Raw genomic sequence first — 25,688 nt, 5'->3', positions numbered from 1 at the left:
TTTCTGCATCCCGTATTGGGCACTATGATGCCGGAAATCTGCCAGGTTCCACACCTTCCCGATATTCTCCCCATCCATCACCGCGCTCCGGATTTGATGATTGGGGATGCGTTCATTACATTTACTGCGAAAGTTTGTTAATGGAAAGGAAGCCGCCAAAGTTGCCGACGTTATTGCGAAACTTACAGCCGCTCAGGCATTTGCTGCATTTATCCTTCGTGATATCGGACGTCGGCTGGTCATATTCATCCGCAACAGCCGGACCGTTATAACCGCACTCATCACCGCGATAGGTCCAGGTGCAGGTGTTGGCCAGCATGATACGCCCCGGAAAAACAGCGCCATCCGTTTCCGTTGGCGTGGCCAGTACAAAAGAGGCACTGACTGCGCTCAGTTCGCTGCACTGCTCGATGCGCCAGCGGCTGATCACCTCCTGCTCCGGATCGGCGTCTCTGTTTCCGTTGACGAAGTTCACCGCATCCAGAAAACGGGCGTAAACCTTACGCCGGACCACCGTTCCGCCGACCAGACTCTGCATATCTTCCACCATACCGGTGACCATGCCGTACAGGTTAGAGACTGCCAGCGTGGGCCGCGTACTGGTGCCTTTGCCATTCAGTTCAAAACCGCTCCCCTGAATGGGATACGCCTGATACTGCCGCCCCTGCCAGGTGACCGGCTCACCTTTTTCGTTCTGCTCATTACAGAAAAAATAACGTTCTCCACCGACCTCTGTCAGATCGATTTCCCAGAGCACCACGCTGGCCGACTGCTCCGCACGGGTGCATTCATTCAGTGTTTCCTGCCGGATATCCTGCATCAGTTCACCACCTGTTTAAACTCTGCGCTGAACTCAACACGCAACATACTGACCTGCGACGACCATTTTGCGCAGGTCACCTTTATCTGCCTGTAACCATAAGGCGGCGTCCACAGAAAGGCCTTCCAGCCCCCGTGCTCAGCCAGAAACGACTCCAGCGCCGTGGCCTCCCAACGGGGAACAGAAAGCGTCACGCTGTACGTTTTCAGGTCAGCGTTCAGCCCGGCAGGCGCACGCTGGGAATAGCCATCACCAAAGCGCACCTCCCTGACGGAAGGAGCCGATGTCACATCCATCCCGGGTTTCACTTTCCAGCGGAAGGTTTTCATCGTCCACCTCCGGAGAACAAGCCACCATCACGCATCTGTGCCTGAATTTCATCACGGGCACCCTTGCGGGCCATGTCATACACAGCCTTCAGCGCCTGTGGTCCAATCTGCCCGTTCGTGCCGTCGTTGTTAATCACCACATGGTTATTCTGCTCAAACGTCCCGGACGCCTGCGACCGGCTGTCTGCCATGCTGCCCGGTGTACCGACATAACCGCCGGTGGCATAGCCGCGCATCAGCCGGTAGAGATTCCCCACGCCAATCCGGCTGGTTGCCTCCTTCGTGAAGACAAATTCACCACGGTGAACAATCCCCGCTGGCTCATATTTGCCGCCGGTTCCCGTAAATCCCCCGGTCGCAAAATGGAATTTCGCCGCAGCGGCCTGAATGGCTGTACCGCCTGACGCGGATGCGCCGCCACCGGTAGCACCGCCAATGGCGCTGCCGATACTCCCGACAATCCCCACCATTGCCTGCTTAAGCAGAATTTCTGTCATCATGGACAGCACGGAGCGGGTGAAGCTGCGCCAGTTCTGTTCACTGCCGGTCAGCATCGCCGCCATATTCTGTGCAATACCATCAAAGGTCTGCGTGGCTGCACTTTTAACCTGCGACATACTGTCCGTGGCGCTCTCTTCCCACTCACTCCAGCCGGACTTCAGGCCTGCCATCCAGCTCCCGCGAAGCTGGTCTTCAGCCGCCCAGGTCTTTTTCTGCTCTGACATGACGTTATTCAGCGCCAGCGGATTATCGCCATACTGTTCCTTCAGGCGCTGTTCCATGGCTTCCCGCGCTGCCTGCCGGTCAGTCAGTCCCCGGCTTTTCGCCTCAATGGCTGCCCGTTTTGCCCGTTGTTGCTGTGCGAATTTATCCGCCTGCTGTACCAGTTCGTTCAGCCGTTTCTGGTGTTCAACCTTATCGCCAAGTTCAGCCAGCTGACGTTTGTACTCCAGCGTCTCTTTTTCATGAGCAAGAAGAGATTTTTCCTCGATACTTAGCGATTTCTTCTGTCCATCCAGAACGTCAGCAGACAACTTCTCATGCAACACGGCATACTGGCTTTCGGCTGTCCACAAATCCCGGCGCTGCTGGCTGATTTTTTCATTCGCTCCGCTATGCTGCTCAAGCATTTTTAGTTCAGCTTGTAACGCAAGAAGAGCTGCATGTGCTCGATCTTCCTGACGCTCTCCCGCAGACACCTTCACGCCGGACTGTTTCGGCTTTTTCAGCGTCGCTTCATAATCCTTTTTCGCCGCCGCCATCAGCGTGTTGTAATCTGCCTGCAGGATTTTCCCGTCTTTCAGTGCCTTATTCAGTTCTTCCTGACGGGCGGTATATTTCTCCAGCGGCGTCTGCAGACGTTCGTAAGCCTTCTGCGCCTCTTCGGTATATTTCAGCCGTGATGCCTCAGAGTCGGCCCAGTCCTTTGCTGCCATCTCTCTGGCCTTTTCAAGATCGGCCTGCAACGTGGCGGCTGAAAGCCCAAGTTGCGCATTCGCTCTGTCCTCCCATGCTCCCCGGAGATTGGCAAGAAATGCTGAGGTTTTACCGCGTCGGTGGCTCCGGCTCTGATACCACTGCCATTTTTTGTCCGCCTCATCAAAAGCCTTTTCTGCTTTCTCCAGCATTTCCTGGGCTGTGTCCGGGCGACCAATATCCAGCACCGAATCCCACATGGATTTGAATGCCCGCGCTGTCCTGTCTGCCCAGGTCTCCAGCGTGCCCATGTTCTCTTTCAGTTTACGGGTCTGGTCATCAAACCCTTTCGTTGCGGCCTCGTTCGCCGCCTGCAATGCCCCGGCTTCATCTCCGGAACGCTGCAACTGAGCAACATACGCAATCTGCTCCGCCGTCACGTTATGGAACTGACGTGCCATCGCTGTCAGCCCTGACGTCGGGTCTGTGGTCAGCTTCCCGAAGGCTTCAGCGACCTTGTCCACTTCCACGCCGGATGCAGAGGAGAAACGCGCCACACTCTGGCTGATCGCCTCAAACTGCTCACCACCACGCACACCGGCATTCACCAGCGCCGTCAGTGACTCGCTGGTCTGGTTAAACGTCAGCCCTGCCGCCTGCCCGGCTCTGGACAGGACCAGCATACGATCTGCCGTCAGTCCTGCCTGATTACCGGAAAGGACCAGCGTTTTATTGAAACTGGACAGGGTTGAGTCCCCCTGATACCAGGCATACGCCAGCGCACCTGTCGCCACCGCCAGCGAGGTGACACCGACCATCGGCAGGGTGATCGCACCGGCAAGCCCCCTGAACATGGGGATCATACCGCCGAAAGAGTCCTTCACCTGACCGCCCTGTTGCAGCAGGATGAGCCACGGGTTCTGCCCCCCTGCAAGCTGCGTGGCCACGTCGGTGAACTGCGCAGGCAGCATACGCATGGCGGCTTTATACTGCCCGACGGAAATCCCCGCTTTCTGTGCAGCCAGCGCCTGCCGGTTCATTGACTGTTCAACGACTGCCGCTGTTTTTTTCGCATCACTTTCCGTACCGGAAAAATGACGCCTGACTCTGGCCATCTGCTCGTCAAATCTGGCCGCATCCAGACTTAAATCAACGACCAGATCGCCTACCGGTTCAGCCATACCGGACTCCTCCTGCGATCCCTTCTGATACTGTCATCAGCATTACGTCATCCTCCGTCATGCCCGCCACATCCGGGGAAGCGGGGATAACTTCATTCCCGTCCGGGTCAAAGCGGACGCCTCCGGCAAGCCCTGCCGCTTTTTGCATCAGCACATCATCTTCAGGCTCTTCGTCAGCCTCACGCCGGTTCAGCAGACTGAAATCCAGCGGATGCATATCCGGATCGCTGAAAAACAGGCTGAGTACGGTGTACGTCAGCCCGGAAAAGTGCATATCCAGCAGAACATCATGAAAATAGTGGGTACTGTAAAAGCGGTGCCAGTCGGCATACTCCGTGGATGACATCCCGGCAAGCATGGCGCGCCAGTCGGGTCGCCCCATCTCACGCGCCAGTTTCAGGGCAAAACTCAGCTCACCGTCGAACACTTTCCCGCAGAAACAGGCTCTGCAGGCCCGGCGTCCTCTGCCTGTTCAGGGGCATCATTCACCACAAACTCATACATACCGGACAGCCGGTACACCACGTTTTCAGCATGAGAAATTGCCTCTGTGGGCCAGGTGGTAAGCACTTCCTGCTCAATCTGTTTAACGGCCTCATTCATGGACGGCATCTGCGTCTTCTTCGGATGGTTATGCCACAGGGACATCGCCACCAGAAACGCGCCGGTTCTGATGACGTCTTCCACAGTAACCAGCCGGTTGCTGTCGGATCCCGCCAGTTCTGCCTGCCGTTTCATCAGGGCAAGATGCTCAATACGCTGCAGGGCTGACAGTTCAGAAAGCGTGACGGTCACGCCGTTATATTCAAATGATTCGGTTTTCAGGAACATCGCTGACTCTCCGGATTAACTGGCGGTGACGGTAATTTCTGCAACCGCAGCAAGTTCACCATTACCGGATACGACCGGAATGTTGACCTTGCCTGCAGCAACACCGTTCACGGTGATGGTCATACCACTGACCGACACGGTGGCTTTTGTTTTATCCGAAGACACCGCACGGAAGCTCTTGTCGGTTACGCCTTCCGGCTGGAATGCCACGGTCAGCGTGGTGCTCTGCCCTTTCACTACGGAAGCACTGGCTGGCGTTACCGTCATGCCGGTTGCCGCCGTCACCGTACTGCGATCTTCAGCCATCGACGGGCGTCCCACATTGGTGACCTTCACCGTGCGGGTGATCACTTCCTTCGCCGTCACCGCCTTACCGATACTGCTGACCCAGCCACGGAACACATCGACCGTGCCGTTCGGGAAGCGGATTTTATAGGCACGGGTATCACCTTCATTAAACCACGCCAGCAGCGCCTGCTGCCCCTGCTCTCCGGGCATCCACGCCAGCGTGAAGCTGGTATCTCCGGCAGATTTCTGCCCCTGCCCGGTCGCAGTCCAGTCCGCATCTTCATCATCGAGATAGCTGTCGTCATAGGACTCAGCGGTCAGTTCGCCGGGCGTCAGGTCTTTAACTTTTGCCAGACGCGACCAGTCAACGTCTGAAAGCGGGTTCGCATAAGGGTCACCGTTCCCCTTATAAACCCACAGGGTGGTTCCGGCCCCTTTCACCGGTGCCAGAGGATTTGGTGTTGGCATATCGTCCTCACATTTCATAGGTAATGACATAAGTCAGATCGGCTGAACTCCACAGGCCCGCATCATCGTCGCGCCGGTAGTCATAGCCACTGGCCACCATACTGGTGATCAAATCTGACAGTGCCGGGATATCGCTCATCACCGGATAAATCCGGGACACCATCCACGAATCCAGCTCTGAATCCGGCACCTGAGCAGGCAGGAAAACTTCAATATGCAGCTCCGCCTGCCAGGTATCGCTGTCCAGCTCTTCGCCCGTGTATTCAGCGCCGGTGAGATAAACGGCAACTGCCGGAAAATCCGCCTCATCAAAAACAGCGGGGCGACCATCAAAAAGCGTCGCCCCGGTGTCATGCTTCTCCAGTGCATCCAGTACGGCTGCACGGAGTTCAGTATGTTTCATCGCTTTATTACCATTCTCAGTTGATGCTGCAGCGCATAGCCCAGCTCTTTCGGAAGACGTTCACGCCGTATCCGCTCAATATTCTGTTTAAACGCCGTGGTCAGCGGCACCGCCATCGGGATTTTCACCACATCAATGGGGTAACGGTTTTTCCCGGCCACACGCTGCATGACATGCCACCGGCCATTTTTCAGTTGCTGAATAAACGCGCCGGGAATACGACGGTTTCCCACCACAAGCACGCTGCCGCCACCTTTCAGGGATGAACGCTGCCCCTTTTTACGTCGCCTGCGTCGGGACAGGACAACCCGCGCATTACCCAGCTTGATTACGGGCAAATCCCCCCGGTTAACCTTGATTCTGGCCTGCGGGTTTTTGACCGTGGCCCTTTTCAGCCTGGCCCTTTCCTTTACCAGTTTCCGGCGTACCTTTGTCTCACGGGCAACCTGTGCCGCCGACTGCGATATCGCGGATGAAGCAACACGGTTAATGGCCATTGCGGCGGCACCGGGCACCGCCGTTTTGCTGATACGGCTGAGATTTTCAACGGCCTGCTCAAGACCTTTTATGGACATACCTCCTCCTTTCAGCGACGACGGTTAACGGCAGGCGGTACGCCCCGCCCAAGCCAGAGATGACAGCTTCCGCCATCATCCGGCGAAATCCGGTCTATCCAGAAGTTTTCCTCACCGATGGTCAGCGTGTCGCCGCGCCGCAGCTGCCGCACATCATCAGTCCGGACAAACAGGGACGGGCTGGAGCCTTCAACGCGCACGCCCTGTCCGGCATAGCTGATATTTTCAGGGTCATCAAAAACACCACGTATTACTGCGCCGGACTGCTCACCGGATGTAATGGTGGCTGACGTTCCCATGTACCCGCGTATCGTTTCATCGGCGCGGGCAATGGCAGCATCGAACAGGTTATCGAAATCAGCCACAGCGCCTCCCGTTATTGCATTCTGGCCAGGCCGCGCTCTGTCATTTCAGCTGCCACACCGGCAGAGACACGGAACGCCGTTCCCGGAAGCACAAATGCCACAGGTTCATCCCGCGTGGCGTGAAGTGCATCGGTATGCAGCGTCACCAGTGCCACAACCGTGACCAGTTCAGCCATATCCTGAATCACGGTATCCGGCTGCGCTGATACCACCTCATTTTCATGCCCGGTCAGCACATTTTCCGGGCTGAGAGGGGTGTCCTGACCGGCAGTGTCATCCGTGTCATCAAGCTCCTCTTCCAGCTCTGCCACACGGAGCGCCAGTTCTTCTTTCGTCCCCGTCAGGCTGACATCACGGTTCAGTTGCTCACCCAGCGAGCGAAGACGGGCAATCAGTTCATCTTTCGTCATGGACTCCTCCACAGAGAGAAAATGGCCCCGAAGGGCCATGATTACGCCAGTTGTACGGACACGAACTCATCAGGGTCAGCCAGCAGCATCAGCGGTGCTGACTGAATCATGGTGAACTCTCGCGCCGGATCGCCGGATGTCTTCCAGTTTTTCGGATAACGGGGAGACGCATTAATACCCTCACTCAATGCATCCGCATCCTGAATACAGCCATAGGTGCGCAGACCGCGTGCATGAGTGTTACCCAGCACCATCGTGTTGTCCGGCAGGAAGTTCTTTTTGACGCCGTTTTCCACGTACTGTCCGGAATACACGACGATCGCCACATCGCCATACATTCCCTTATAAGACACCGCTTTGCCCAGGTCTTTTACCGCTGTCTCCAGCTCGGAATGAGAGCCGCGACGGGTATCCAGCTTCTCCTTGACGGCTTTGAAGGAACGGAACAGCGCCCAGCCTTTCGGATCAAACACGATGATATCAATCACACCGCTGGCGTTCAGCGCATAGGCTTCGATATCGTCGGTCGGGTCATACGTGGACTTGTCACGCTTGCTCCACTCCGTGCCACCGGACTGTGTGATGTTGTTCGCCGCACTGCGCCCCATATCCACCTCAACCGGATCAAAGGCTTCACCGGTCATGGTGTATTTGCCCTTAAGCACGGCAGAAACTGCCTGCATCTCTTCCACCTGGGCAATGGCCAGCTCTTCGTCACGCATGTTCTGCATGATGATGCGACGGCGACGGTAAGCCGGGTCCGCCAGATTCTGCGGATCTTCATCCGGCAGGCGACGCAGGGTCATCTGCGGATTCACTTCATGCTTGGGTTTGACATATCCCGGCGTAAATTCAGAGGTGGAGCCGCCACGGGAGCGGATAACCTCACCGGAAACAATCGGCGAAACGTACAGCGCCATGTTTACCAGTCCCGGAATTTGTGAGAGGTAGACTTTCTCCGTGGTGAAGGGATAGCTTTCACGGAAAAAGAGACGCAGAAACAGCGGATCAAACTTAAATTTCTGCTCATTTGCCGCCAGCAGCTGGGCGGTTGTGTACATCGACATAAAAAAATCCCGTAAAAAAAGCCGCACAGGCGGCCTTTAGTGATGAAGGGTAAAGTTAAACGATGCTGATTGCCGTTCCGGCAAACGCGGTCCGTTTTTTCGTCTCGTCGCTGGCAGCCTCCGGCCAGAGCACATCCTCATAACGGAACGTGCCGGACTTGTAGAACGTCAGCGTGGTGCTGGTCTGGTCAGCAGCAACAGCAAGAATGCCGACAGCAGCACCGTCGGTGGTGCCATCCCACGCAACCAGCTTACGGGTGGAGGTGTCCAGCATCAGCGGGGTCATTGCAGGCGCTTTCGCACTCAATCCGCCGGGCGCGGTTGCGGTATGAGCCGGGTCACTGTTGCCCAGCGGCTGGTCATGGGTAAAGGTTTCTTTGCTCGTCATAAACATCCCTTACACTGGTGTGTTCAGCAAATCGTTAACGGCATCAGATGCCGGGTTACCTGCAGCCAGCGGTGCCGGTGCACCCTGCATCAGACGATCCAGCGCAGTGTCACTGCGCGCCTGTGCACTCTGTGGTGCTGCGGCCAGAATGCGGCGGGCCGTTTCCACGGTCATTCCGGGGGGTTCTGCCAGAACGCGCGCCTGTTCTTCGCGTCCGTGAGCCTCCTCACAGTTGAGGATCCCCATAATGCGGCTGTTTTCTGCCGCAACCGCTGCGGTGATCTGCGCGTTCACGTCCGGCTGCGCCGCGCTGGCGTTTTCGCCCTCCGTCGCTGGCACCACGTCAGTAACGTCAGCCTGCGAAGCAGTGGCTGAAACAGTTGTTGATTGAGTCTCTTTGGTCATTCGCCCTCCTGAGAGACGGGATTTACGTGCATCCAGTGCATCACGCATGACGGTGATCGCATCGGTGCTGTTAACAAGTTCATCAGCCAGTCCGGCATCAATGGCCTCCTGACCGCTGTACACTGCAGCCTCGGTATCCAGCACGGCCTGCACGGACAGACCGGTATATGCCGACACCTTCTGCGCAAACATCTGACGGGTTGCATCCATCCGGGACTGCAGTGTCTCCCGGACGTCATCCGGAAGATGGCTGTAGGGGTTGCCATCCACCTTATGGCTGCCGCTGTAAATCAGCGTGATTTCCACACCCTGTTTCTCCAGCGCAGCACCGTAATTACTGTGAGCCATCATGACGCCGATGGAGCCTGTCCGGGCGGTCTGTGTGACCAGACGCCGGGAGGCGGCACTGGCAAGCAACTGACCTGCACTGCAGTTCATGTCGTTGGCCAGCGCCCATACCGGTTTTATGTCACGCACACGGGCGATGATGTCAGCGCAGTCAAATGCCCCCGCCACCATCCCGCCGGGCGTGTCCATATCGAGCAGAATGCCGTCCACCATCGGGTCGCTGGCAGCCTGTTGCAGACGGGCGATAATGCCGTTGTAACCGGTCATCCCCGAATACGGCTGCAGCGCCCGCGTCCGGCTGACCAGCGTGCCGGACACCGGCAGCACGGCGATGCCGTTCATGACCTGATAACTGCGGGCCTGTCGTGGCCCGTCACCATCACCGGCTAACGCCAGCGTCGCGGGTGCCTCTCCGGCAGTCAGGCTGTCACCGGACACCGCATCCGTCAGGCGGCTGATCCCAAGCTGGCCTGCAAGCGCACAAAAGAAAACCCGCGCATAGGCGGGTTCAAGCATCAGCGGCTCATTAAAGGCCATGCTGGCAATATGCGGGAGATTACGCAGCGCTGCTGTCACTCTTCTCCTCCTCTGTTGATTGTCGCAGCCCGGATTCAAATGCCGCAGCCGCCCAGGCGGGCGGTTTAAGACCAGCCGCGCGGCGCTCCATCGTTTCACGGACCTGCTGGGCAAAAATTTCCTGATAGTCATCGCCGCGTTTTGCACACTCTTTCTCGTAGGTACTCAGCCCGGCTTCTATCAGCATCACCGCTTCCTGAACTTCTTTCAGACCATCGATGGCCATACGACCGGAGCCTATCCAGTCGCAGTTCCCCCATGCACTGCGGGCTTCCTGAAAACTGAAGCGCGCTTTTGAAGGTAACGTCACCACGCGGCGGGCGATGGCCTCTTCCAGCCAGCACAGAAACATCTGGCTCGCCTGACGGGATGCAACGAATTTTCGCCGCCCCATAAAGTGCGCCCACGACTCGTTCGCGCTGGCCCGTGCCGTGGAGTAGCTCATCTGGGCGTAATTCCGGGAAAGCTGCTCATACGAGACACCCAGCCCGGCAGCGATATACCGCAGCAGTGACTGCTCAAACACGGAGTAGCCGTTATCCGTGTCCTGAGCCGTCTGCAGGTTCAGTGAGTCACCCGGCATCAGGTGCGGCACTTTTGCGCCTCCCAGACGGACCGGCGCTGCGGAGTAATACGCGGCAATTTCACCAATCCAGCCCGTCAGCCTTTCCCGCTGCTCCTGACTGTTCGCGCCAAGAATAAAATCCATCGCTGACTGCGTATCCAGCCCACTTTCAATGGTGGCGGCATACATCGCCTTCACAATGGCGCTCTGCAGCTGCGTGTTCTGCAGCGTGTCGAGCATCTTCATCTGCTCCATCACGCTGTAAAACACATTTGCACCGCGGGTCTGCCCGTCCTCCACGGGTTCAAAAACGTGAATGAACGAGGCGCGCCCGCCGGGTAACTCACGGGGTATCCATGTCCATTTCTGCGGCATCCAGCCAGGATACCCGTCCTCGCTGACGTAATATCCCAGCGCCGCACCGCTGTCATTAATCAGCACACCGGCACGGCAGTTCCGGCTGTCGCCGGTATTGTTCGGGTTGCTGATGCGCTTCGGGCTGACCATCCGGAACTGTGTCCGGAACAACCGCGACGGACTGGTATCCCAGGTGGCCTGAACGAACAGTTCACCGTTAAAGGCGTGCATGGCCACACCTTCCCGAATCATCATGGTAAACGTGCGTTTTCGCTCAACGTCAATGCAACAACAGTCATCCTCGGCAAACTCTTTCCATGCCGCTTCAACCTCGCGGGAAAAGGCACGGGCTTCTTCCTCCCCGATGCCCAGATAGCGCCAGCTTGGGCGATGACTGAGCCGGAAAAAAGACCCGACGATATGATCCTGATGCAGCTGGATGGCGTTGGCGGCATAGCCGTTATTGCGTACCAGATCGTCCGCGCGGGCATTGCCACGGGTAAAATTGGGCAGCAGGGCTGCATCCACACTTTCACCCGGTGGGTTCCACGCCCGCAACTGCCCACCAAATCCGCTGCCACCGCCGTGATAACCGGCATATTCGCGCAGCGATGTCATGCCGTCCGGCCCCAGAAGGGTGGGAATGGTGGGCGTTTTCATACATAAAATCCTGCGGGTCCCCTGCGTCGCAGTGTCATGCCGGTCTGCACTTCCAGCTCCGCAATGTATTTTTTCAGGTCAGACACGGAAGTGGCCGTAAACTCCACTCGCCGTCCGTCTTTCTGTACTGTTGCCACCCGTTTACCTGTCATCAGGTCATGCAGTGCCGCACGGGCAGCGGCAAGTTCTTCCTGTCGCGTCATTCATTCTCTCCGGATAAGGCACGGGCGTAATCTGCCAGTGTTTTCTTGTTGGTTGCTGCACCATCCTCTTCCTGCAGGCTCGCCAGCAGTGCACTGAGATCCAGCTGCCAGCGGGAAATACTGATGCGCAGCGCCGCCAGCGCATAAACGAAGCAGTCGAGCGCCTCATTGCGTCGCTTTTTGCTGTCCCACAGTATTTTTTTTCTGCCATCCACCCATTTTTCGACCTGCTCTTCGGCAGTCAGCTGCTGCGCTTCGGTCAGATCAAAAATATCCGGGTTATTCGGGAAGTGAACGGCACCGGGAAGCGGTTCATCCCCTTCCGGCGTCAGTGTGAAGCGGTTATAAATCTGCTCTTTCGCGGTATCCGTACCGATTTCGGTAAGGTAAACCCCGTTTTTGTTTCGCTTACGTGGCATGCTGGCCACCGGCTTTCCGTAGACGGATGCCCCTTTAATGGGGATCACCCGGAACAGCCCATGCTTTTTCGAGCGTTCATACACAATGGTCGGGTCAATCCCGCCAGTATCCCAGCAGATACGGGATACCGACATTTCTGCACCATTCCGGCGTGTATAGGTTTTATTGATGGCCTCATCCACACGCAGCAGCGTCTGCTCATCGTCGTGGCGGCCCATAATAATCTGCCGGTCAATCAGCCAGCTTTCCTCACCCGGCCCCCATCCCCATACGCGCATTTCGTAGCGGTCCAGCTGGGAGTCGATACCGGCGGTCAGGTAAGCCACACGATCAGGAACGGGCGCTGAATAATGCTCTTTCCGCTCGACCATCAGCTCGGCATCCGGACGTTCACCGATTTTCGCTTCCCACGTCTCACCGAGCGTGGTGTTCACGAAGGTTTTACGTTTTCCCGTATCCCCTTTCGTTTTCATCCAGTCTTTGACAATCTGCACCCAGGTGGTGAACGGGCTGTACGCCGTCCAAATGTGAAAGGTCACACTGTCCGGCGGTTCAATCTCTTCACCGGATGACGAAAACCAGAGAATGCCATCACGGGTCCAGATCCCGGTCTTTTCGCAGATATAACGGGCATCAGTAAAGTCCAGCTCCTGCTGGCGGATGACGCAGGCATTATGCTCGCAGAGATAAAACACGCTGGAGGGGTCATCCGGCGTCCATTTGAGGCCAAACGGCGTCTCTTTATCGCCAAATTTAAGATACTGCTCCTCCCCGCAGTGCGGGCAGGCAACATGAAAACGCAGAAAATGCGGGGATTCACTGGCTGCACGCTCAATCTGGCAGGTGCCTCTCACTTTGGGCGTGGAGCCACGGATGGACTTTGGCCAGACCGAGCCTTCAATACGCTTGTCGCCCAGGAACGTCGGAGAGCCTTCCTGTTCAATATCATCATCAAAGGCAGCAAGTTCATCATAACCCGCCACATCCACTGACTTTTCACGGTAGTTTTTTGCCGCTTTACCGCCCAGGCACCAGAAGCCACGACCATTGGTGAAACGCTTCATGGTGAGCGTATTATCCCGGTGCTTTTTGCCATACCACGGAGCCAGCGCCAGCAGCGACGGAATATCACGGATGGTCGGCTCAACGTGAGTTTTCATAAAGTTCTCGGCATCACCATCCGTCGGCAACCAGATAAGTGTGTTGCGCTGCTTATGCTCTATGAAGTAGGCATAAACACCCAGCAGCATTTTGGAATAACCGACACGGGCAGACTTCACCACATTCACCTCACGGATGTAGTCGCTGCCCATCGCATTCATGATGGCCCGCTGAAAGGGCAGTGTTTCCCAGCGCCCTTCCTGGTATGCGGATTCTTTCGGGAGATAGTAATTAGCATCCGCCCATTCAACGGCGGTCTGTGGCTCCGGCCTGAACAGGGCACGAAGCCCGGCGCGGACAAAATGCCGCAGCCTGTCAACCTGACTGTTCGATATATTCACTCAGCAACTCCGGTATCAGTTCATCCAGCGCGGCTGCTTTGTTCATGGCTTTGATGATATCCCGTTTCAGGAAATCAACATGTCGGTTTTCCAGTTCCGGAAAACGCCGCTGCACCGACAGGGGGATCCCGTCGAGAATACTGGCAATTTCACCTGCGATCCGCGACAGCACGAAAGTACAGAATGCGGTTTCCACCACTTCAGCGGAGTCTCTGGCATTTTTCAGCTCCTGTGCGTCGGCCTGCGCACGCGTAAGTCGATGGCGTTCGTACTCAATAGTCCCTGGCTGCAGATCTGTCTCGCTGGCCTGCCGCAGTTCTTCAACCTCCCGGCGCAGCTTTTCGTTCTCAATTTCAGCATCCCTTTCGGCATACCATTTTATGACGGCGGCAGAGTCATAAAGCACCTCATTACCCTTCCCACCGCCTCGCAGAACTGGCATTCCCTGCTCCTGCCAGTTCTGAATGGTACGGATACTCGCACCGAAAATGTCAGCCAGCTGCTTTTTGTTGACTTCCATTGTTCATTCCACGGACAAAAACAGAGAAAGGAAACGACAGAGGCCAAAAAGCTCGTTTTCAGCACCTGTCGTTTCCTTTCTTTTCAGGGGGTGTTTTAAATAAAAACATTAGGTTACGGCGAAGAAGAACGGAAACGCCTTAAACCGGAAAATTTTCATAAATAGCGAAAACCCGCGCGTCTGACGCCCCGTAGCCTGCCGGATCGCCGGAAAGGACCCAGCCACTAGCGAATGCCTGTAGCCAAGGTGGGCAGCGGGCTTAATTTAAAGCGGTGTGATCTGCAACCATTCAGACGCACTAATCTCAAAGCAACGTCCGTTAGACAACTCGATAATCACGGGTAATTCACCAAGCTCCAACCAGGCGTTTTTTTCCGTTGGAAAACTAACAGTAGAGATCTGGTAATCCGATACGCTTTCAGCCAGTCGGCAACTTTTAAACACATCACCAAGGGCGGACGCGAAGAATTCATTTAGCTCATATTCAATCTGCTCTTTAGCTGCTGTCATGTTTCTGTCTCATCAACTTGAATAGGGTAATCAGGAATGGATGCGAACTATAGGTCGTCTGCACCATCTTTCAGATTAGAGCAGCGTCACATTTCGTCAGGGTCAGTATTAGCCGACATCTCGCGCACCTGATTAATGTTTGGCGATATTACAACAGGCACTCAATGAATGCATGATGTAAGCCTCTCGCTCAGGAGAACAGAATCGTTCCATTATTGAATTAAATTTCTGCGACTCTTTCATCACAACCTCCTGACAAAGATACCGTGCGACCGTGGCCGCACGCTCCTGAATACATGCCCTGTTTCTTCCACCCTCGCACAGGGCTGGCGAGCATGAGGGACAAACCCGCGAATCATAAACGCGGTAAAAACCCGGTGTGCATCGTTTTTGATTATTCCCGCACACTCGCGCAGAAGGAATTCCCCGTCGGGCTACGGTCTCTGTTAATGGGGGAATACGGCGACGATACGGCGCACAGAAATAGATCAGAAATCTATTGCCCACAATCCACATAAAGGCAATACATTGCATGAGCACAGGTAATCGCCTATGCTCATGTATTGGCATTCCTTTGCCGCCGGCGAATCTTCAGCGGATTATCCTTGGCCGGTTTTTTATCTGAGGCATTGCTCGCTAATATATAGCTGTGCCCCCTCCAGTTGTTTTTGCATCAATATCAGCCGCTCTCTGAGGGTGAAATAATCCCGTTCAGCGGTGTCTGCCAGTCGGGGGGAGGCTGCATTATCCACGCCGGAGGCGGTGGTGGCTTCACGCACTGACTGACAGACTGCTTTGATGTGCAACCGACGACGACCAGCGGCAACATCATCACGCAGAGCATCATTTTCAGCTTTCGCATCAGCTAACTCCTTCGTGTATTTAGCATCGAGTGCATCAGCAGCACGCTGGCGCTGCTGCATGTCAGTAATGTTGGCGGTCACCTGCTTCAGCTCACTGACTTTTTTATCACGCTGTTCTTTGTAGGCGATGGCGTTATCACGGTAATGATTAACAGCCCATGACAGGCAGACGATGATGCAGATAGCCAGAGCATAAATAATCGCGGCAACTCTGCTCACTGCTCTATCCCCCAACAGGCTAATACGCTTTCCTGGTCACGACGAATAACCTGACCGTAACAATTATTTGAACGAATGCGGCAATCACGTCCACCGTCCTTTATCCACCAGCGAATCGCCTCGCATGCGCCTTTACGATCACCGGCATTCAGCCGCTTATAAAACGTCGACGGAAAACACTTACCGGGGCCAATGTTATAGGGACAGAATGACGCGATACCGGCTTTCTGTGGCTCGGTCAGTGGAACTTTTATATTGCGCTCCACCCATGCCAGCGCCTTATCCCGCTCAATGGCGTTAACCTGGGCGCATTTTTCCTTCGACAGTTTCATTCCCGGAATAACAGGTTTACCGTCCACCATCGTTGCTCCCCGACAGATGGTCCATATGCCGGAGCCATCGCGGTATGCAGTGGTGTGATTCCCCTCTTTTTCATCCAGAAACTGATCGAGAATGTCAGGGGCAGGAGCACTGGCGGCAATCAGAGCCAGAACAGCAGCCGACAGGCTGTATCTGATTTTTACGTTCATGGATATTTATCAGGATTTATCGGCTTCAAATCCCCGGATATGTTAAATCTTACCTCGCCAGTGATGGGCACTGGCGGGAGGAGGATGTCAATCTGATAAACACAGAGGTGACTATGGATTACACAAATCTACCAAAACAAACTTTTATCGCACTCAGGCAAGCAGTCGTAGCTCTAATCAACTTGTTGCCGGAGAAGGAAAAGGAATTAGTTAAAGCGCTTCTTAACAGAACTGCCGCCGATTTTTCATCATATCCACTGACAGATGACCTTGCGGACCTTCCTGAATTAATTGCAGCGTCCGCCATTAAGCTTACTGAAGAGATTTACCCTCCTCAAAAATCTTCACAAAATTCCTGCGAGTAACTTCAATGCAATAATCGTAAAACGCCGCAAACTGCTCATCGCGGCGTTTTTTTTCATCTTCAGAAGGAATAAGCACCGACAATTTTTTATTCAGATCAGCGACGCTGCCCTCCAGTTTTTCAATGAGCGATTCAATATCATCTTTTTCTGACCGCAATGCCGTCGGTGGCGTCTTCAGAGAACCAGTAATTCTTCCCGGTAGCTTTCCTTTGTAGGTTATCCACACATTCTGCGCCTCTAAAATTATGGGGCGCTTTTCCGGCGACTGCTCATCCCCTTCACATAACCCGGCAGCAACATCCAGGAATACCTGTCTGATTCTCATTCTGGCTGCTGCCTCATAAAACTCCAGTGCAGCACCTTCAACACGATCCATAGTGATATCCAGCTCAAAAATCTCACCGTCAAAGCGTTCTTTGTCCTGTAAGGCTAAAGTTACCGTAACTTTATGCTCAAAATTACGGACTCCTTTCACAACCAGTTCATAGTCTTGAGTCATTGGATTACTCTCCTCTCGCGGCCTTACGCCTGTCTTCTTTAATCTTGAAATAAAGATTTGTCAGATACGTCAGCAGGCCAAAAACCAGGCTACCCAGCACACCGATTGCAGCCCACTGTGACGGAGTTACTTTATCGAGTAACTGCAATGCCCAGAAACCAGCATTACCCGCCGATGTGCCATACGCAACACCTGTTGTTAACTTATCCATTGATTTCATATCCTCACCCCGATGTACACGGATGGTGCAATATGTTTGAAAATATCGGAGTCTACGGGGTAGTTTTTACAGCACACGTTGTTCTCAACGGCGCTAAAAAAACATACACATTAAAAATGTGGTTAATTATTTTGAAAGAAAATCATATATTAATTAATAATAAGAGAAATGTTTTCATATTTAGTGTACTGTATACGGCCATTTATACAGGAAAAGCCTATGTCAGAACGTAAAGACTCAAAATCACGCCGTAATTATCTCGTTAAATGTTCCTGCCCAAACTGCACCCAAGAGTCAGAACACAGTTTTTCAAGAGTACAAAAAGGTGCCCTTTTGATCTGCCCTCATTGCAACAAAGTATTCCAGACAAATCTTAAAGCTGTAGCCTGATTGATTTTATTCGCAACAAGTATTTTTTATATTTTAATAATATATTTAAAGCAGATAATAAAAAACCCGCCTGAGCGGGTTTAATATTGTGGTGCTTTTTGTGAGAGTCATCCACTTACGCACTTTGTTTTGCTATGCCAGCAGTTAGCTTCTGCTGTAAAACTATTCATGCAGCAAACCTGCACTTCACCACAATGGTTAGCATACTTTTCCTGATTAAGTTATTACCAAATATGCTGGCCATTGTTTCATGTATTGGACCTCCTTACTCTTTATTAAAGAGATCCAATATTCGCCACTCTGTCTGTATCTCCACTCAGGCATCAGCCTTCTTCGTTATCGTATACAGACAAACTATGAATTTTAATCATTAATGATGACATTTGCTGCTGCAGGACCTTTAGCACCACTCTCTACAGAGAAGGTAACCTTTTGACCTTCAAATAAGGTTCGATAATTATCATTCTGAATCGCAGAAAAATGCACAAACACATCTTTACTACCATCAACAGGAGAAATAAAGCCAAAACCTTTATCAGCGTTAAACCATTTTACTAAACCAGTCATTTTATTTGACATTCTACATTCCTTAACTTGAGCCTTTCGGCATAAATGGTTTGTATAACAGAAACGACTTCGTACTTAATTGGAGAGACTCAAAGAAGGAATAAGTGAATAACACCTGAAATGAGAACTGCTTTAGTAAACTACTTCGTATATCGTCTGTTCTTCAAACCGACGCAATCATTAACTCATAGTTGAACATATGAAGCAATGTTTATTTTAGACATCCAGCCATCTTCAACCCCATCAAAAAACTATAGCTTTCTTCAGGAACGTGTGTATAGTGCGCCAAGTTATCAGTATTAAGGAATTTTTTTGTCCCGTAAAATGACAGGAATTGTCAAAACCTTTGACTACAAAAGCGGCAAAGGTCTTATCATACCATCCGATGGCCGTATCGATGTCCAGCTGCACGTTTCTGCTCTCAATCTCCGCGATGCAGAAGAAATTACCACAGGATTACGCGTGGAATTTTGCCGAATCAATGGTCTACGTGGACCTTCAGCTGCCAATGTTTATCTTTCATGAACTATATTAAAGCTTTTACTTTAAGCCCCATCGGATCACACATGGAGAGTTTTTATGAATAACCCCGTCTGCCTTGATGACTGGTTGATTGGCTTTAAAAGCTTATGCTGTACTTTGGCCGTAATAGCTCTGCTAATAATATAATAAGCAGACTCATTGTGTTTAGGGACATTGTACTGGAAGAAAACATTTTAAACATCAGGCAAATAACTAAGTCACCAGCTAAATAATAAGTTAACAGACATGAGTCCCGGGATGAGGTTCAACATCACCATTGCCCCATTTAAAGCACAAAACCCGCTCATCAGCGGGTTTTCTAATTTTCTTTCTAAACATCAGATATACAAAGCCCATCATTGAGGGGATTTTATCCATATTTTTTGAAAAATGCAAGCATCACGTTGCCATCTTCATTGAAAAACCTTTATCGTGTTACTTTTATCAATTGCACTTCAGCATAGAGTTATCCCAGGCAGCACTTTAAAGACTTCTACATTACACACACCTTGTCTCCCCTTCTCGTCATATCTGCAAGACCGATATGCATGACGCAGTACATACGCTGAACTGCTTTATCCATCAGCATATTCTAGTGCTAAAGCGACTTCAGTAGCAGAAGCAAAATTCTGCTACTGTGCCAAACAGGAGTAAACGTCATTTTATGTAATGTTGATTGAGTGGTCATAGTATCACCTCAATAACAGCTCTCCGCCCTATCATTGAAAGCATATCTGCTATAATTAAAAAGCCACTTAACATCAGGACTTCAAACATGACTTCAAATCAATCTGAAAACGAAATAGTTAATACTGTCAAAAAATATGTATCATGTGCTGACGATGCTTTGCAGGCAGGCAAAGAAAACGTTAAAGATAAATTTAGAAATTATCCACTGACTAGCGTGGTGGTCGCTCTAAGCATAGGGTTAACGCTTGGTTTTATTATTGGCAGAAAATAATCTTAAGCCTCCCATAAGTCGTACACAATCACATCTACCAATTAATGTTCCATTAGTAAAAAACCACCTCCTGTGGAGGTGGCTTAAGGATAGCAACAAAACACAACCTACTTTAAACGGCTATATTCTGCTATATCTAAATAATAGGTTCTCTTTTATCATCCGGTGAAAAAGGGTTCAATGGTTGCCCCTCATCAGGACGCTCAACGGGCTCATCATCAGGCTTACGGTCATCAAAATCTGGATGTTCTGACATATTCCACCCTAGTATTTTTATGCAGGAAAGATTATTTACTCTTTCCGGTTGTCTTTTTTATTATCCTTACCCTTACTATCCTCATTGTTTTTATTCCTGTCATGAGTTTTTTCATTTGAATCACTTACATATAATGTATTCATGGGGACTCCAGTTTTTTAACAGCACAATGCTGTATCTGTAATTATAGATGCAATTAATCATTATGGTATGTATGTTTCATGCACAAATCAGAAACGCATCTAGTGCTTTAATTAATATGGATTTTATTGCTGTAGATTTACAAAAATTCTCATAATTAACCAGCAATATAAGACAAATATCTCATAACATGAGGGAAATCAATCTCATTTAAAGCAATTTATAATTTTCATCCTACTATTTTCCCTACACTGCCAACACCAGTTTCGTCGCAACACTCTGACAAGACACCTATAAAATCAGTTTCGTTATCACCTTAATTTTCTTCATGGGTAACAAACCGGTAATACATCGATAGCCAGATTTCCGGCGTAAGCCATTTATTTGCAGCCTGATTGATGCACGTTACTGTTACCTCTTCCCTGCATCAGGATGGCTTCCCAAGATGATATGGTTAATCACACTGGAACATTCACGCATAACCGTTTCCTTCATATCCTGCCGTTTTAGCATGTCTTTTCCCCTTCTTGTTAATATCAATGACTAACACAAATCTAAAAAAGCCAGCAATGTAAAAAAACTGCATTCACGGCAACCAGAATGGTTACCGTTCTGCACAAAGTTTATGTCCACAAAAAAACCACTCTGCGCGGCTTATTGATATTTTCCACCGGTATGCATATAAGGCTCATCATTGGAAAACTCTTTGCACGTTTCCTTAGAAAATACAATCGTTATGTCGCCATCGTTCGGTGAAAATCTTTTATCTTGTCACTTTTCTCTGTTGTGCTTCTGCATACGCTTCTTCCTGCCAGCACTTTGTTACCAGTTTATCAATGACGTCCGCATACCCCTTGTACCACTGATAATCTGTCAGGTCCGGTACCAACTTCTGGACATGACGTCGTGCCAGTGTGGTCGGTAAACGACTAAACCTGTTTCCATTACAACGCCCACAAAACTTATAAACCGGTACGCCATGAAGCCGGGTTCTTTTTTCATCCAGGACAATACCTTTACCCTTACACCCTCTGCACGCTGTGCTGACTTCGCCCTTACCATGGCAATGCTGACATAGTTCCTTCCCCCATTCTTCCTTGATAACAGATTCCCCACTTCTGTAGTGTTTCACCACTTCGCGCAATACATTATGAAATCCCGTACCTGCACAATGTTCACAGCGAGCCTTACTTGCCGCAGACCTAGAATAATCAGCAAAGGCAAAATTCACGAGATAAGGAATAATCTGCAGCCGTGTTTCTTCACTCAATTTGTTCAATGTCGGGTTACCCAGTGCCATCGCGTAATTGAGCAGGCCTTCAATAGCAAACTGAGGATCCTGAACACCAACTTTTGCCAGGAATAAGGCAAACCCAAGCGGTGCTTTCGACTGCACCATCCCCTGCGCAGCCATCACATCCGTAATCGTTAAACCACCTGAGCCTGTCGCCGGTGCGTCATCGCTCAATTTTGGCGATTTTGGGGAGTAATATTTTGGTAAGGCTTCAAGGTTCATGCTCGTTCTCCACTTACGCCAATACGCCAATTGCCAGCGCACGATCGATAAAACGAAATATCAGCTCCAGCTGGGAGCCATACTTCTTTTCAAATGCCACGGTATCCGCATGCAGCTCGTCGTGATGCTTTCTGCACAAAGGCAACACAAAGAGGTCATGCGCTTTTGTACCCATTCCACCCTGACCGTGACCAATCAGATGATGCGGATCGTCGGCTGGCATACCGCAGCAAGCACACGGCTGTGTCTTAACCCAACGTGTGTATTTCTCCTTAACCCAGCGGCGACGTTTAGGCAGCTTCATGAAAGATTCCGGAGACTCTGGATCAACGGCAATGCTGACCACCGTCTTTTCCTGTGGCGGGATTTGTTGCTGGTGGACGTGAGGCAACGGCGCAAGATTTTTTGTGCGCTGCTTCAGTATGCTGGTGGCTGTCTGTTCTCCCGGTACGATGTCGCTTTCGCGGTACACAGAGCGGATTTTTTCCTCTCGTACCCCCAGAGAGCGACGTAATACTGCCTCCGGTAGTGCGTCCGCCACCTGATTGCAGACCGCCCACCAAGATAATTCAGCCAGCGATAATTCCCGCTCCTGCGCACCGCTTATTGCGTGACGGATGACGTCAATCATCCATGCTGTCAGGTTTTGTTGAGCAAGTTGCTCAAGTGATTCTGAGGTCTGGTCACGCAGTTGGTTGTCGCAGTGCCAGCACAACACCATCGCGCCGGTACCGTAACGATGTATGACGGTTTCGCTGTGATGGTAGTCACCATGAGGCCACTGGCAGGATTTAACATGACGCAGGAGCCAGTCAGACAGTGCACCAGCGCCGCCGGCAGCACGAATCACCCGCTCATCGCTGAAAAATGGCAGTAATGATTTATCCTCCGCCAGCGGCTGGCGAACGGCAGGAACAACTCCGGACGGCAGCCCGCGCATGCTTTTCGGTTCAGGCTCCACCAGCACACGCCCCTGCATAAACAAAGGCATCGCATCAGGACCGGGCCTGAAAAGTACAATCCCCAGGCGGTGAGCAATTTCAGGAGTCACTAATACCCTCACGTTACCTCCAGATGCGTTGCTGGAATGTGCGGGACGGACGCGGTGGGCGCTCGGAGTACGGCAGCCTGACGTAGATTATCCAGTGACGATAATCGAGGCTGAGGGCTTTCTTAATCTCGTATCCACGTCTGCGGTAGTTATGAATCAGCCATTCGGCCTGTTCTGCAGTGCATGGGTCATGCTGGTACCAGTCATATTTGAATGCATGAGAACGCCGATCGTGCCTGCTGGCACGATCGGTATCAGAATTGTGTAATTTGGTCTTGTGCGCCATCTGTTTTCTCTGCTGGCGCAGCAGGTGCCAGTTGTTCAGGCTGGCATGTGAATTGTAAACCAGAACACAGGAATAACACAAAGCCCGCATCGGCGGGCTTGATTATTAAGCTGAGTCCGGCGAATACCAGGGGAAATAAATATCGCTTAACGACGTGTGCTTAAGAACAGAGTCCACCGCCAATTTTAACGTCAACGACATGAAATTCTCAAAATACCATGAATTTTTCACAAAGAATTTTTCATCGATCAACTCTCCATTCATGATATCAAAGTCCGTAATCAGCTCCATCTTTAGCTCAAAAGAGGGTTCTTCATCCCCGGCACCATCTCTATCGGGATACCCTTTTATCGATGGCGAAAATCCAATCCGGAACCAACAGGTACCATCATCATCGCGCCCCGAAGAAAATTTAACTTCCTCGATCGAGACCTTAAAAAACCCTCCATCATCACTAGTGTTATCCTTGAAACTACTGGAAACAATATCGAAACCAGCATACTTAATATTTTGTAACATCAGTGACGCATCCATCGCTCACCAGCCTCTTTCTTTTTTGTTCTTGCTGAAGGGGAAATGACATAACCAAAAGAGAATGCTTTTTCCCAAACGAATGTATCTGTCGTTTCTTCGCTTTCCGAATGAGAATGAACTTCTTTTTTGTCAGCAATCTTTTCTTCGATAGCTTTACGCACATAATCATTAAGCGTCGTCTTATCCGCCATTGCAGCCAAAAACGCTTTCTTATGAAGATCGCGACCAATTCTGATGTTAAAAGTACCACTCATTGGTTTATCAGGAGATTTCCCTAACTGCTTGCATGTGTCGAGATAATCTGTAACAGCTTCTTCAAACGCCGCCCTTAACCCATCCAGTGTTTCCGCTTCGTAGGTTACAACATCGTTTACGCACTGAATTTTCCCATGAAGTATGTTATCTTCAAGTGAAACCTCAATGCTGCCAAAATAACCTTTATAACTCAGCACATTACTCATAACTATCAATCTCATCCAAAAGATTTTTCACTTCTTTAAGCACATATCCTTTAACAATATTGCCAGGATGTGGGCAATGAAAAGCCACAAGCCTTCCATTAGCATTGGTAAACTTCCTTCTTGAGCCTGAACCGGTAAGCATTTCGAAACCATAATGCCCAAGCAACGTCACGAGTTCATCCCATGTAAAATCCTTTGGAAGCTGATTCAGACGCCACCTCAACTTCTCTTTTTTGCTCATTTAAAGTATATCCCTTCCCCCACCAATAGCAACTAACAATCAGTTGCAAGCTCATCGCGATAAAGAAGCATAAGAACCCTGTACCTAATTCATAACAACAGAAAACACATGCGAGCATGAAAATGTTACAATAATATTAAAGCCACTTGCTAGTAAGGTTAAGTGTGGGTGCGTTGAGGATGCCTGACTCATCAGAGGTGGCGAGGGATTTCTCCCCCGCCTGGTCTCTTACTCCTCAGGTTCGTAAGCTGTGAAGACAGCGACCTCCGTCTGGCCGGTTCGGATTCGTACCTCGCAGAGGTCTTTCCTCGTTACCAGTGCCGTCACTATGACGGTTAAACAGATGACGATCAGGGCGATTAACATCACCTTTTGCTGCTTCATAGCCTGCTTCTCCTTGACCTTTCGGTCCGTAAGAGGCTAATCTCTATGTGTCGCATAGATATGGCCTCAGATTAATATTAAGCGTCTTGCAGGACGCGTAATGTTAACTGGGGCTTTTCTCTATCTGCCGTTGGTGTTCATGCCCGAGGCAGATAGCCTCAAGCACCCGCAGCAATTCTACTTAACTCACGTCACCTCGCCAATATAAAATCAATCAGAGAGGTGATTCATAAGAACGATAACAAGACAATAAATTGCCATTACTGCCGCAATAGCCAGCGCACATTTCAGAACCAGCACGATGACCTCCCATATTTGACGTACACGCGCATGATTCAATATGTAGCAACCTATTTCTTGCTTCAATATAAAATCAGGTATTGTTGTATAACTATTAAACTAACTCCCTATCCCCACATCTCAGGCGCTCAACGTCTGTGTGCGGGGCGTTTTTTAATACCTTACCCCCAGCGGCAAATAGAATACACCACCAGCGCCACCGCCATTGCAATCCCTACCGTTGTGAACGCTTCAGGCCAGCTCATTGATTCACCTCCTGCGGCGGTTCTGGTAGCGGCATCCAGTGAGTTGCTTGCTCAATACCATTACCCGGCTTAATCGTTGCTTCTCCTCGCCGGAATGTGCTTCCTGTATAGCGTGCGGAGCATATTAGCGGTTCAACCAGAGAGCTATCGAAATTCACCGAAATAAGCACGTTCTGGTTCTTTTCAGGCATCCGCTCACTACAGCTTATCCAACCATCCGGAATTACCGGCGCTGACGGCGCTGCGTAAAGCGGTGTTATTTCTGCCCGAAAGTCACCTATTTCATGCAGTCGCACCCAGCGTTCGACTTCTGCTTTGTCAGAATACATAGTGGTGAACGTATTATATTTATTGTCAATTTGCGTGAAGGTTGCCTTCCACGCCACTGGCTCTGCTTCCAGCGAAGCCAGTGCGATACGAAACACATTGGCAAGCAGGCTGTCTGAGGATTGGTTATCGTGCGCCGGGTCGCTCAGGAAGCCTGTGATGAATGATTTAATCTCCGCGCGTTCTTTGGTAATGGTGGTCAT

The 25,688-nt window shown here is 51.3% G+C and carries 35 protein-coding genes and 1 pseudogene; 5 read left to right on the top strand and 31 right to left on the bottom strand.

Annotated elements, in window-relative coordinates:
* Positions 1–121: 121 nt before the first annotated feature.
* The 18 genes from A9587_RS21235 to A9587_RS21150 all read right to left on the bottom strand — a co-directional run bounded on the left by A9587_RS21235 (position 122) and on the right by A9587_RS21150 (position 14,607).
* Complete coding sequence (locus tag A9587_RS21235) at positions 122–820, bottom strand: phage minor tail protein L (protein WP_105281951.1); 699 nt, start codon at positions 818–820, stop codon at positions 122–124.
* Positions 820–1,149 carry a phage tail protein gene (locus A9587_RS21230; RefSeq protein ID WP_000847387.1) on the bottom strand — a complete coding sequence of 110 codons (330 nt, stop codon included), beginning with the start codon at positions 1,147–1,149 and terminating at the stop codon, positions 820–822. Before A9587_RS21230 ends, A9587_RS21235 begins: the two co-directional genes overlap by 1 nt.
* Positions 1,146–3,746: a phage tail tape measure protein gene (locus A9587_RS21225; protein ID WP_105263949.1), complete on the bottom strand. Its 2,601-nt coding sequence runs from the start codon at positions 3,744–3,746 to the stop codon at positions 1,146–1,148. The genes A9587_RS21230 and A9587_RS21225 overlap by 4 nt, the downstream gene beginning before the upstream one ends.
* Positions 3,739–4,173, bottom strand: a complete 435-nt coding sequence (locus tag A9587_RS21220) for a phage tail assembly protein T (RefSeq protein ID WP_029488831.1) — start codon at positions 4,171–4,173, stop codon at positions 3,739–3,741. Before A9587_RS21220 ends, A9587_RS21225 begins: the two co-directional genes overlap by 8 nt.
* Complete coding sequence (gene gpG, locus A9587_RS21215; RefSeq protein ID WP_105263948.1) at positions 4,155–4,577, bottom strand: phage tail assembly chaperone G; 423 nt, start codon at positions 4,575–4,577, stop codon at positions 4,155–4,157. The genes A9587_RS21220 and gpG overlap by 19 nt, the downstream gene beginning before the upstream one ends.
* A gap of 15 nt (positions 4,578–4,592) precedes the next feature.
* The gene (locus A9587_RS21210) at positions 4,593–5,333 is read right to left on the bottom strand and encodes a phage tail protein (protein WP_105263951.1); all 741 of its coding nucleotides are present in this window, start codon (positions 5,331–5,333) and stop codon (positions 4,593–4,595) included.
* A 7-nt stretch (positions 5,334–5,340) separates the two neighbouring features.
* Positions 5,341–5,736, bottom strand: coding sequence for a phage minor tail U family protein (locus tag A9587_RS21205; protein WP_105263947.1), 396 nt, complete (start codon positions 5,734–5,736; stop codon positions 5,341–5,343).
* Positions 5,733–6,311, bottom strand: coding sequence for a phage tail protein (locus A9587_RS21200; protein ID WP_105263946.1), 579 nt, complete (start codon positions 6,309–6,311; stop codon positions 5,733–5,735). Before A9587_RS21200 ends, A9587_RS21205 begins: the two co-directional genes overlap by 4 nt.
* 11 nt (positions 6,312–6,322) lie before the next feature.
* Positions 6,323–6,676 (bottom strand): head-tail joining protein, encoded by a 354-nt coding sequence (locus A9587_RS21195; protein ID WP_032151592.1) that lies wholly within the window; start codon positions 6,674–6,676, stop codon positions 6,323–6,325.
* Between the two features lie 11 nt (positions 6,677–6,687).
* Positions 6,688–7,086, bottom strand: a complete 399-nt coding sequence (locus A9587_RS21190; protein WP_105263945.1) for a DNA-packaging protein FI — start codon at positions 7,084–7,086, stop codon at positions 6,688–6,690.
* 41 nt (positions 7,087–7,127) lie between these two features.
* Entirely contained in the window at positions 7,128–8,153 is a 1,026-nt protein-coding gene (locus A9587_RS21185; RefSeq protein ID WP_061091756.1) for a major capsid protein, read from the bottom strand.
* Positions 8,154–8,208: 55 nt separating this feature from the next.
* Positions 8,209–8,541, bottom strand: coding sequence for a head decoration protein (locus tag A9587_RS21180; RefSeq protein ID WP_089602384.1), 333 nt, complete (start codon positions 8,539–8,541; stop codon positions 8,209–8,211).
* Between the two features lie 9 nt (positions 8,542–8,550).
* Positions 8,551–9,870, bottom strand: coding sequence for a S49 family peptidase (locus tag A9587_RS21175; RefSeq protein ID WP_105281950.1), 1,320 nt, complete (start codon positions 9,868–9,870; stop codon positions 8,551–8,553).
* On the bottom strand, positions 9,851–11,452 hold the full coding sequence (locus tag A9587_RS21170) for a phage portal protein (protein ID WP_105263943.1): 1,602 nt from the start codon (positions 11,450–11,452) through the stop codon (positions 9,851–9,853). The genes A9587_RS21175 and A9587_RS21170 overlap by 20 nt, the downstream gene beginning before the upstream one ends.
* Positions 11,449–11,655 (bottom strand): phage head-tail joining protein, encoded by a 207-nt coding sequence (locus A9587_RS21165; RefSeq protein ID WP_000198148.1) that lies wholly within the window; start codon positions 11,653–11,655, stop codon positions 11,449–11,451. The genes A9587_RS21170 and A9587_RS21165 overlap by 4 nt, the downstream gene beginning before the upstream one ends.
* Positions 11,652–13,577, bottom strand: coding sequence for a phage terminase large subunit family protein (locus A9587_RS21160; protein ID WP_105263942.1), 1,926 nt, complete (start codon positions 13,575–13,577; stop codon positions 11,652–11,654). The genes A9587_RS21165 and A9587_RS21160 overlap by 4 nt, the downstream gene beginning before the upstream one ends.
* The gene (locus A9587_RS21155; protein WP_105263941.1) at positions 13,552–14,097 is read right to left on the bottom strand and encodes a DNA-packaging protein; all 546 of its coding nucleotides are present in this window, start codon (positions 14,095–14,097) and stop codon (positions 13,552–13,554) included. Before A9587_RS21155 ends, A9587_RS21160 begins: the two co-directional genes overlap by 26 nt.
* A gap of 264 nt (positions 14,098–14,361) precedes the next feature.
* Entirely contained in the window at positions 14,362–14,607 is a 246-nt protein-coding gene (locus A9587_RS21150; protein WP_105263940.1) for a hypothetical protein, read from the bottom strand.
* Between the two features lie 335 nt (positions 14,608–14,942).
* Between A9587_RS21150 and A9587_RS24790 the strand changes: the two genes are divergently transcribed.
* Positions 14,943–15,125 carry a hypothetical protein gene (locus A9587_RS24790; protein WP_105263939.1) on the top strand — a complete coding sequence of 61 codons (183 nt, stop codon included), beginning with the start codon at positions 14,943–14,945 and terminating at the stop codon, positions 15,123–15,125.
* A 99-nt stretch (positions 15,126–15,224) separates the two neighbouring features.
* Here A9587_RS24790 and A9587_RS25725 read toward each other — a convergent pair whose 3' ends face one another.
* The 4 genes and pseudogenes from A9587_RS25725 to essD form a co-directional block, all read right to left on the bottom strand.
* Positions 15,225–15,689 (bottom strand): lysis protein, encoded by a 465-nt coding sequence (locus A9587_RS25725; RefSeq protein WP_442899310.1) that lies wholly within the window; start codon positions 15,687–15,689, stop codon positions 15,225–15,227.
* A complete protein-coding gene (locus tag A9587_RS21135; protein ID WP_105263938.1) occupies positions 15,686–16,219 on the bottom strand; it encodes a lysozyme in 534 nt (177 codons plus the stop codon). Before A9587_RS21135 ends, A9587_RS25725 begins: the two co-directional genes overlap by 4 nt.
* Before the next feature lie 528 nt (positions 16,220–16,747).
* Positions 16,748–17,083: pseudogene (locus A9587_RS25260) on the bottom strand (YdfR family protein); the annotation flags it as partial.
* A 4-nt stretch (positions 17,084–17,087) separates the two neighbouring features.
* Positions 17,088–17,303, bottom strand: coding sequence for a phage lysis protein EssD (gene essD / locus A9587_RS21120; protein WP_000839590.1), 216 nt, complete (start codon positions 17,301–17,303; stop codon positions 17,088–17,090).
* A 219-nt stretch (positions 17,304–17,522) separates the two neighbouring features.
* Here essD and ynfU point away from each other — a divergent pair, with 219 nt between their 5' ends.
* The gene (gene ynfU, locus A9587_RS25255) at positions 17,523–17,693 is read left to right on the top strand and encodes a putative zinc-binding protein YnfU (protein WP_001405948.1); all 171 of its coding nucleotides are present in this window, start codon (positions 17,523–17,525) and stop codon (positions 17,691–17,693) included.
* 363 nt (positions 17,694–18,056) lie between these two features.
* On the opposite strand, the gene cspB is transcribed toward ynfU, so the two are convergent.
* Positions 18,057–18,272 carry a cold shock-like protein CspB gene (gene cspB / locus A9587_RS21110; protein WP_105263934.1) on the bottom strand — a complete coding sequence of 72 codons (216 nt, stop codon included), beginning with the start codon at positions 18,270–18,272 and terminating at the stop codon, positions 18,057–18,059.
* Positions 18,273–18,572: 300 nt separating this feature from the next.
* On the opposite strand from cspB, the gene cspF reads away from it, so the two are divergent.
* From cspF to A9587_RS21100, 3 genes are all read left to right on the top strand, one after another.
* Entirely contained in the window at positions 18,573–18,785 is a 213-nt protein-coding gene (gene cspF / locus A9587_RS21105) for a cold shock-like protein CspF (protein ID WP_105263933.1), read from the top strand.
* A gap of 54 nt (positions 18,786–18,839) precedes the next feature.
* On the top strand, positions 18,840–18,929 hold the full coding sequence (locus tag A9587_RS24540; RefSeq protein ID WP_120795389.1) for a hypothetical protein: 90 nt from the start codon (positions 18,840–18,842) through the stop codon (positions 18,927–18,929).
* Between the two features lie 628 nt (positions 18,930–19,557).
* Positions 19,558–19,743, top strand: a complete 186-nt coding sequence (locus A9587_RS21100; RefSeq protein ID WP_105263932.1) for a hypothetical protein — start codon at positions 19,558–19,560, stop codon at positions 19,741–19,743.
* A gap of 1,160 nt (positions 19,744–20,903) precedes the next feature.
* On the opposite strand, the gene A9587_RS21095 is transcribed toward A9587_RS21100, so the two are convergent.
* From A9587_RS21095 to A9587_RS21060, 8 genes are all read right to left on the bottom strand, one after another.
* Entirely contained in the window at positions 20,904–21,656 is a 753-nt protein-coding gene (locus tag A9587_RS21095; protein WP_105263931.1) for an antitermination protein, read from the bottom strand.
* A gap of 13 nt (positions 21,657–21,669) precedes the next feature.
* Positions 21,670–22,719: a DUF968 domain-containing protein gene (locus A9587_RS21090; RefSeq protein ID WP_105263930.1), complete on the bottom strand. Its 1,050-nt coding sequence runs from the start codon at positions 22,717–22,719 to the stop codon at positions 21,670–21,672.
* A 1-nt stretch (position 22,720) separates the two neighbouring features.
* Positions 22,721–22,993: a hypothetical protein gene (locus A9587_RS21085; protein WP_105224480.1), complete on the bottom strand. Its 273-nt coding sequence runs from the start codon at positions 22,991–22,993 to the stop codon at positions 22,721–22,723.
* Positions 22,994–23,098: 105 nt separating this feature from the next.
* Positions 23,099–23,527 (bottom strand): hypothetical protein, encoded by a 429-nt coding sequence (locus tag A9587_RS21080; protein ID WP_130988398.1) that lies wholly within the window; start codon positions 23,525–23,527, stop codon positions 23,099–23,101.
* The gene (locus tag A9587_RS21075; RefSeq protein WP_105224456.1) at positions 23,512–23,988 is read right to left on the bottom strand and encodes a type II toxin-antitoxin system HicB family antitoxin; all 477 of its coding nucleotides are present in this window, start codon (positions 23,986–23,988) and stop codon (positions 23,512–23,514) included. Before A9587_RS21075 ends, A9587_RS21080 begins: the two co-directional genes overlap by 16 nt.
* A complete protein-coding gene (locus A9587_RS21070; protein WP_086590314.1) occupies positions 23,981–24,229 on the bottom strand; it encodes a type II toxin-antitoxin system HicA family toxin in 249 nt (82 codons plus the stop codon). Before A9587_RS21070 ends, A9587_RS21075 begins: the two co-directional genes overlap by 8 nt.
* Before the next feature lie 228 nt (positions 24,230–24,457).
* On the bottom strand, positions 24,458–24,613 hold the full coding sequence (gene hokD / locus A9587_RS21065) for a type I toxin-antitoxin system toxin HokD (protein WP_105263929.1): 156 nt from the start codon (positions 24,611–24,613) through the stop codon (positions 24,458–24,460).
* A gap of 541 nt (positions 24,614–25,154) precedes the next feature.
* Complete coding sequence (locus A9587_RS21060) at positions 25,155–25,688, bottom strand: DUF551 domain-containing protein (protein ID WP_105263928.1); 534 nt, start codon at positions 25,686–25,688, stop codon at positions 25,155–25,157.

The sequence above is a fragment of the Escherichia sp. MOD1-EC6162 genome, assembly GCF_002965125.1.
Lineage (GTDB): Bacteria > Pseudomonadota > Gammaproteobacteria > Enterobacterales > Enterobacteriaceae > Escherichia > Escherichia marmotae.
The sequence above is the reverse complement of the archived record's forward strand: the minus strand, read 5'-3'. Positions and strand labels throughout refer to the sequence as shown.

Coding starts and splice junctions, on each gene's coding strand:
- A9587_RS21225 (WP_105263949.1), bottom strand. CDS start 3,746: ATGGCTGAACCGGTAGGCGATCTGGTCGTTGATTTAAGTCTGGATGCG.
- A9587_RS21150 (WP_105263940.1), bottom strand. CDS start 14,607: ATGACAGCAGCTAAAGAGCAGATTGAATATGAGCTAAATGAATTCTTC.
- cspB (WP_105263934.1), bottom strand. CDS start 18,272: ATGTCAAATAAAATGACTGGTTTAGTAAAATGGTTTAACGCTGATAAA.
- A9587_RS21235 (WP_105281951.1), bottom strand. CDS start 820: ATGCAGGATATCCGGCAGGAAACACTGAATGAATGCACCCGTGCGGAG.
- A9587_RS21210 (WP_105263951.1), bottom strand. CDS start 5,333: ATGCCAACACCAAATCCTCTGGCACCGGTGAAAGGGGCCGGAACCACC.
- A9587_RS24790 (WP_105263939.1), top strand. CDS start 14,943: ATGAGGGACAAACCCGCGAATCATAAACGCGGTAAAAACCCGGTGTGC.
- A9587_RS21170 (WP_105263943.1), bottom strand. CDS start 11,452: ATGAAAACGCCCACCATTCCCACCCTTCTGGGGCCGGACGGCATGACA.
- gpG (WP_105263948.1), bottom strand. CDS start 4,577: ATGTTCCTGAAAACCGAATCATTTGAATATAACGGCGTGACCGTCACG.
- A9587_RS21205 (WP_105263947.1), bottom strand. CDS start 5,736: ATGAAACATACTGAACTCCGTGCAGCCGTACTGGATGCACTGGAGAAG.
- essD (WP_000839590.1), bottom strand. CDS start 17,303: ATGAAATCAATGGATAAGTTAACAACAGGTGTTGCGTATGGCACATCG.
- A9587_RS21095 (WP_105263931.1), bottom strand. CDS start 21,656: ATGAACCTTGAAGCCTTACCAAAATATTACTCCCCAAAATCGCCAAAA.
- hokD (WP_105263929.1), bottom strand. CDS start 24,613: ATGAAGCAGCAAAAGGTGATGTTAATCGCCCTGATCGTCATCTGTTTA.
- A9587_RS21100 (WP_105263932.1), top strand. CDS start 19,558: ATGACTTCAAATCAATCTGAAAACGAAATAGTTAATACTGTCAAAAAA.
- A9587_RS21155 (WP_105263941.1), bottom strand. CDS start 14,097: ATGGAAGTCAACAAAAAGCAGCTGGCTGACATTTTCGGTGCGAGTATC.
- A9587_RS24540 (WP_120795389.1), top strand. CDS start 18,840: ATGAATAACCCCGTCTGCCTTGATGACTGGTTGATTGGCTTTAAAAGC.
- A9587_RS21200 (WP_105263946.1), bottom strand. CDS start 6,311: ATGTCCATAAAAGGTCTTGAGCAGGCCGTTGAAAATCTCAGCCGTATC.
- A9587_RS21135 (WP_105263938.1), bottom strand. CDS start 16,219: ATGAACGTAAAAATCAGATACAGCCTGTCGGCTGCTGTTCTGGCTCTG.
- A9587_RS21080 (WP_130988398.1), bottom strand. CDS start 23,527: ATGGATGCGTCACTGATGTTACAAAATATTAAGTATGCTGGTTTCGAT.
- A9587_RS21070 (WP_086590314.1), bottom strand. CDS start 24,229: ATGAGCAAAAAAGAGAAGTTGAGGTGGCGTCTGAATCAGCTTCCAAAG.
- A9587_RS21190 (WP_105263945.1), bottom strand. CDS start 7,086: ATGACGAAAGATGAACTGATTGCCCGTCTTCGCTCGCTGGGTGAGCAA.
- ynfU (WP_001405948.1), top strand. CDS start 17,523: ATGTCAGAACGTAAAGACTCAAAATCACGCCGTAATTATCTCGTTAAA.
- A9587_RS21180 (WP_089602384.1), bottom strand. CDS start 8,541: ATGACGAGCAAAGAAACCTTTACCCATGACCAGCCGCTGGGCAACAGT.
- A9587_RS21060 (WP_105263928.1), bottom strand. CDS start 25,688: ATGACCACCATTACCAAAGAACGCGCGGAGATTAAATCATTCATCACA.
- A9587_RS21230 (WP_000847387.1), bottom strand. CDS start 1,149: ATGAAAACCTTCCGCTGGAAAGTGAAACCCGGGATGGATGTGACATCG.
- A9587_RS21075 (WP_105224456.1), bottom strand. CDS start 23,988: ATGAGTAATGTGCTGAGTTATAAAGGTTATTTTGGCAGCATTGAGGTT.
- A9587_RS21165 (WP_000198148.1), bottom strand. CDS start 11,655: ATGACGCGACAGGAAGAACTTGCCGCTGCCCGTGCGGCACTGCATGAC.
- A9587_RS21085 (WP_105224480.1), bottom strand. CDS start 22,993: ATGGCGCACAAGACCAAATTACACAATTCTGATACCGATCGTGCCAGC.
- A9587_RS21185 (WP_061091756.1), bottom strand. CDS start 8,153: ATGTCGATGTACACAACCGCCCAGCTGCTGGCGGCAAATGAGCAGAAA.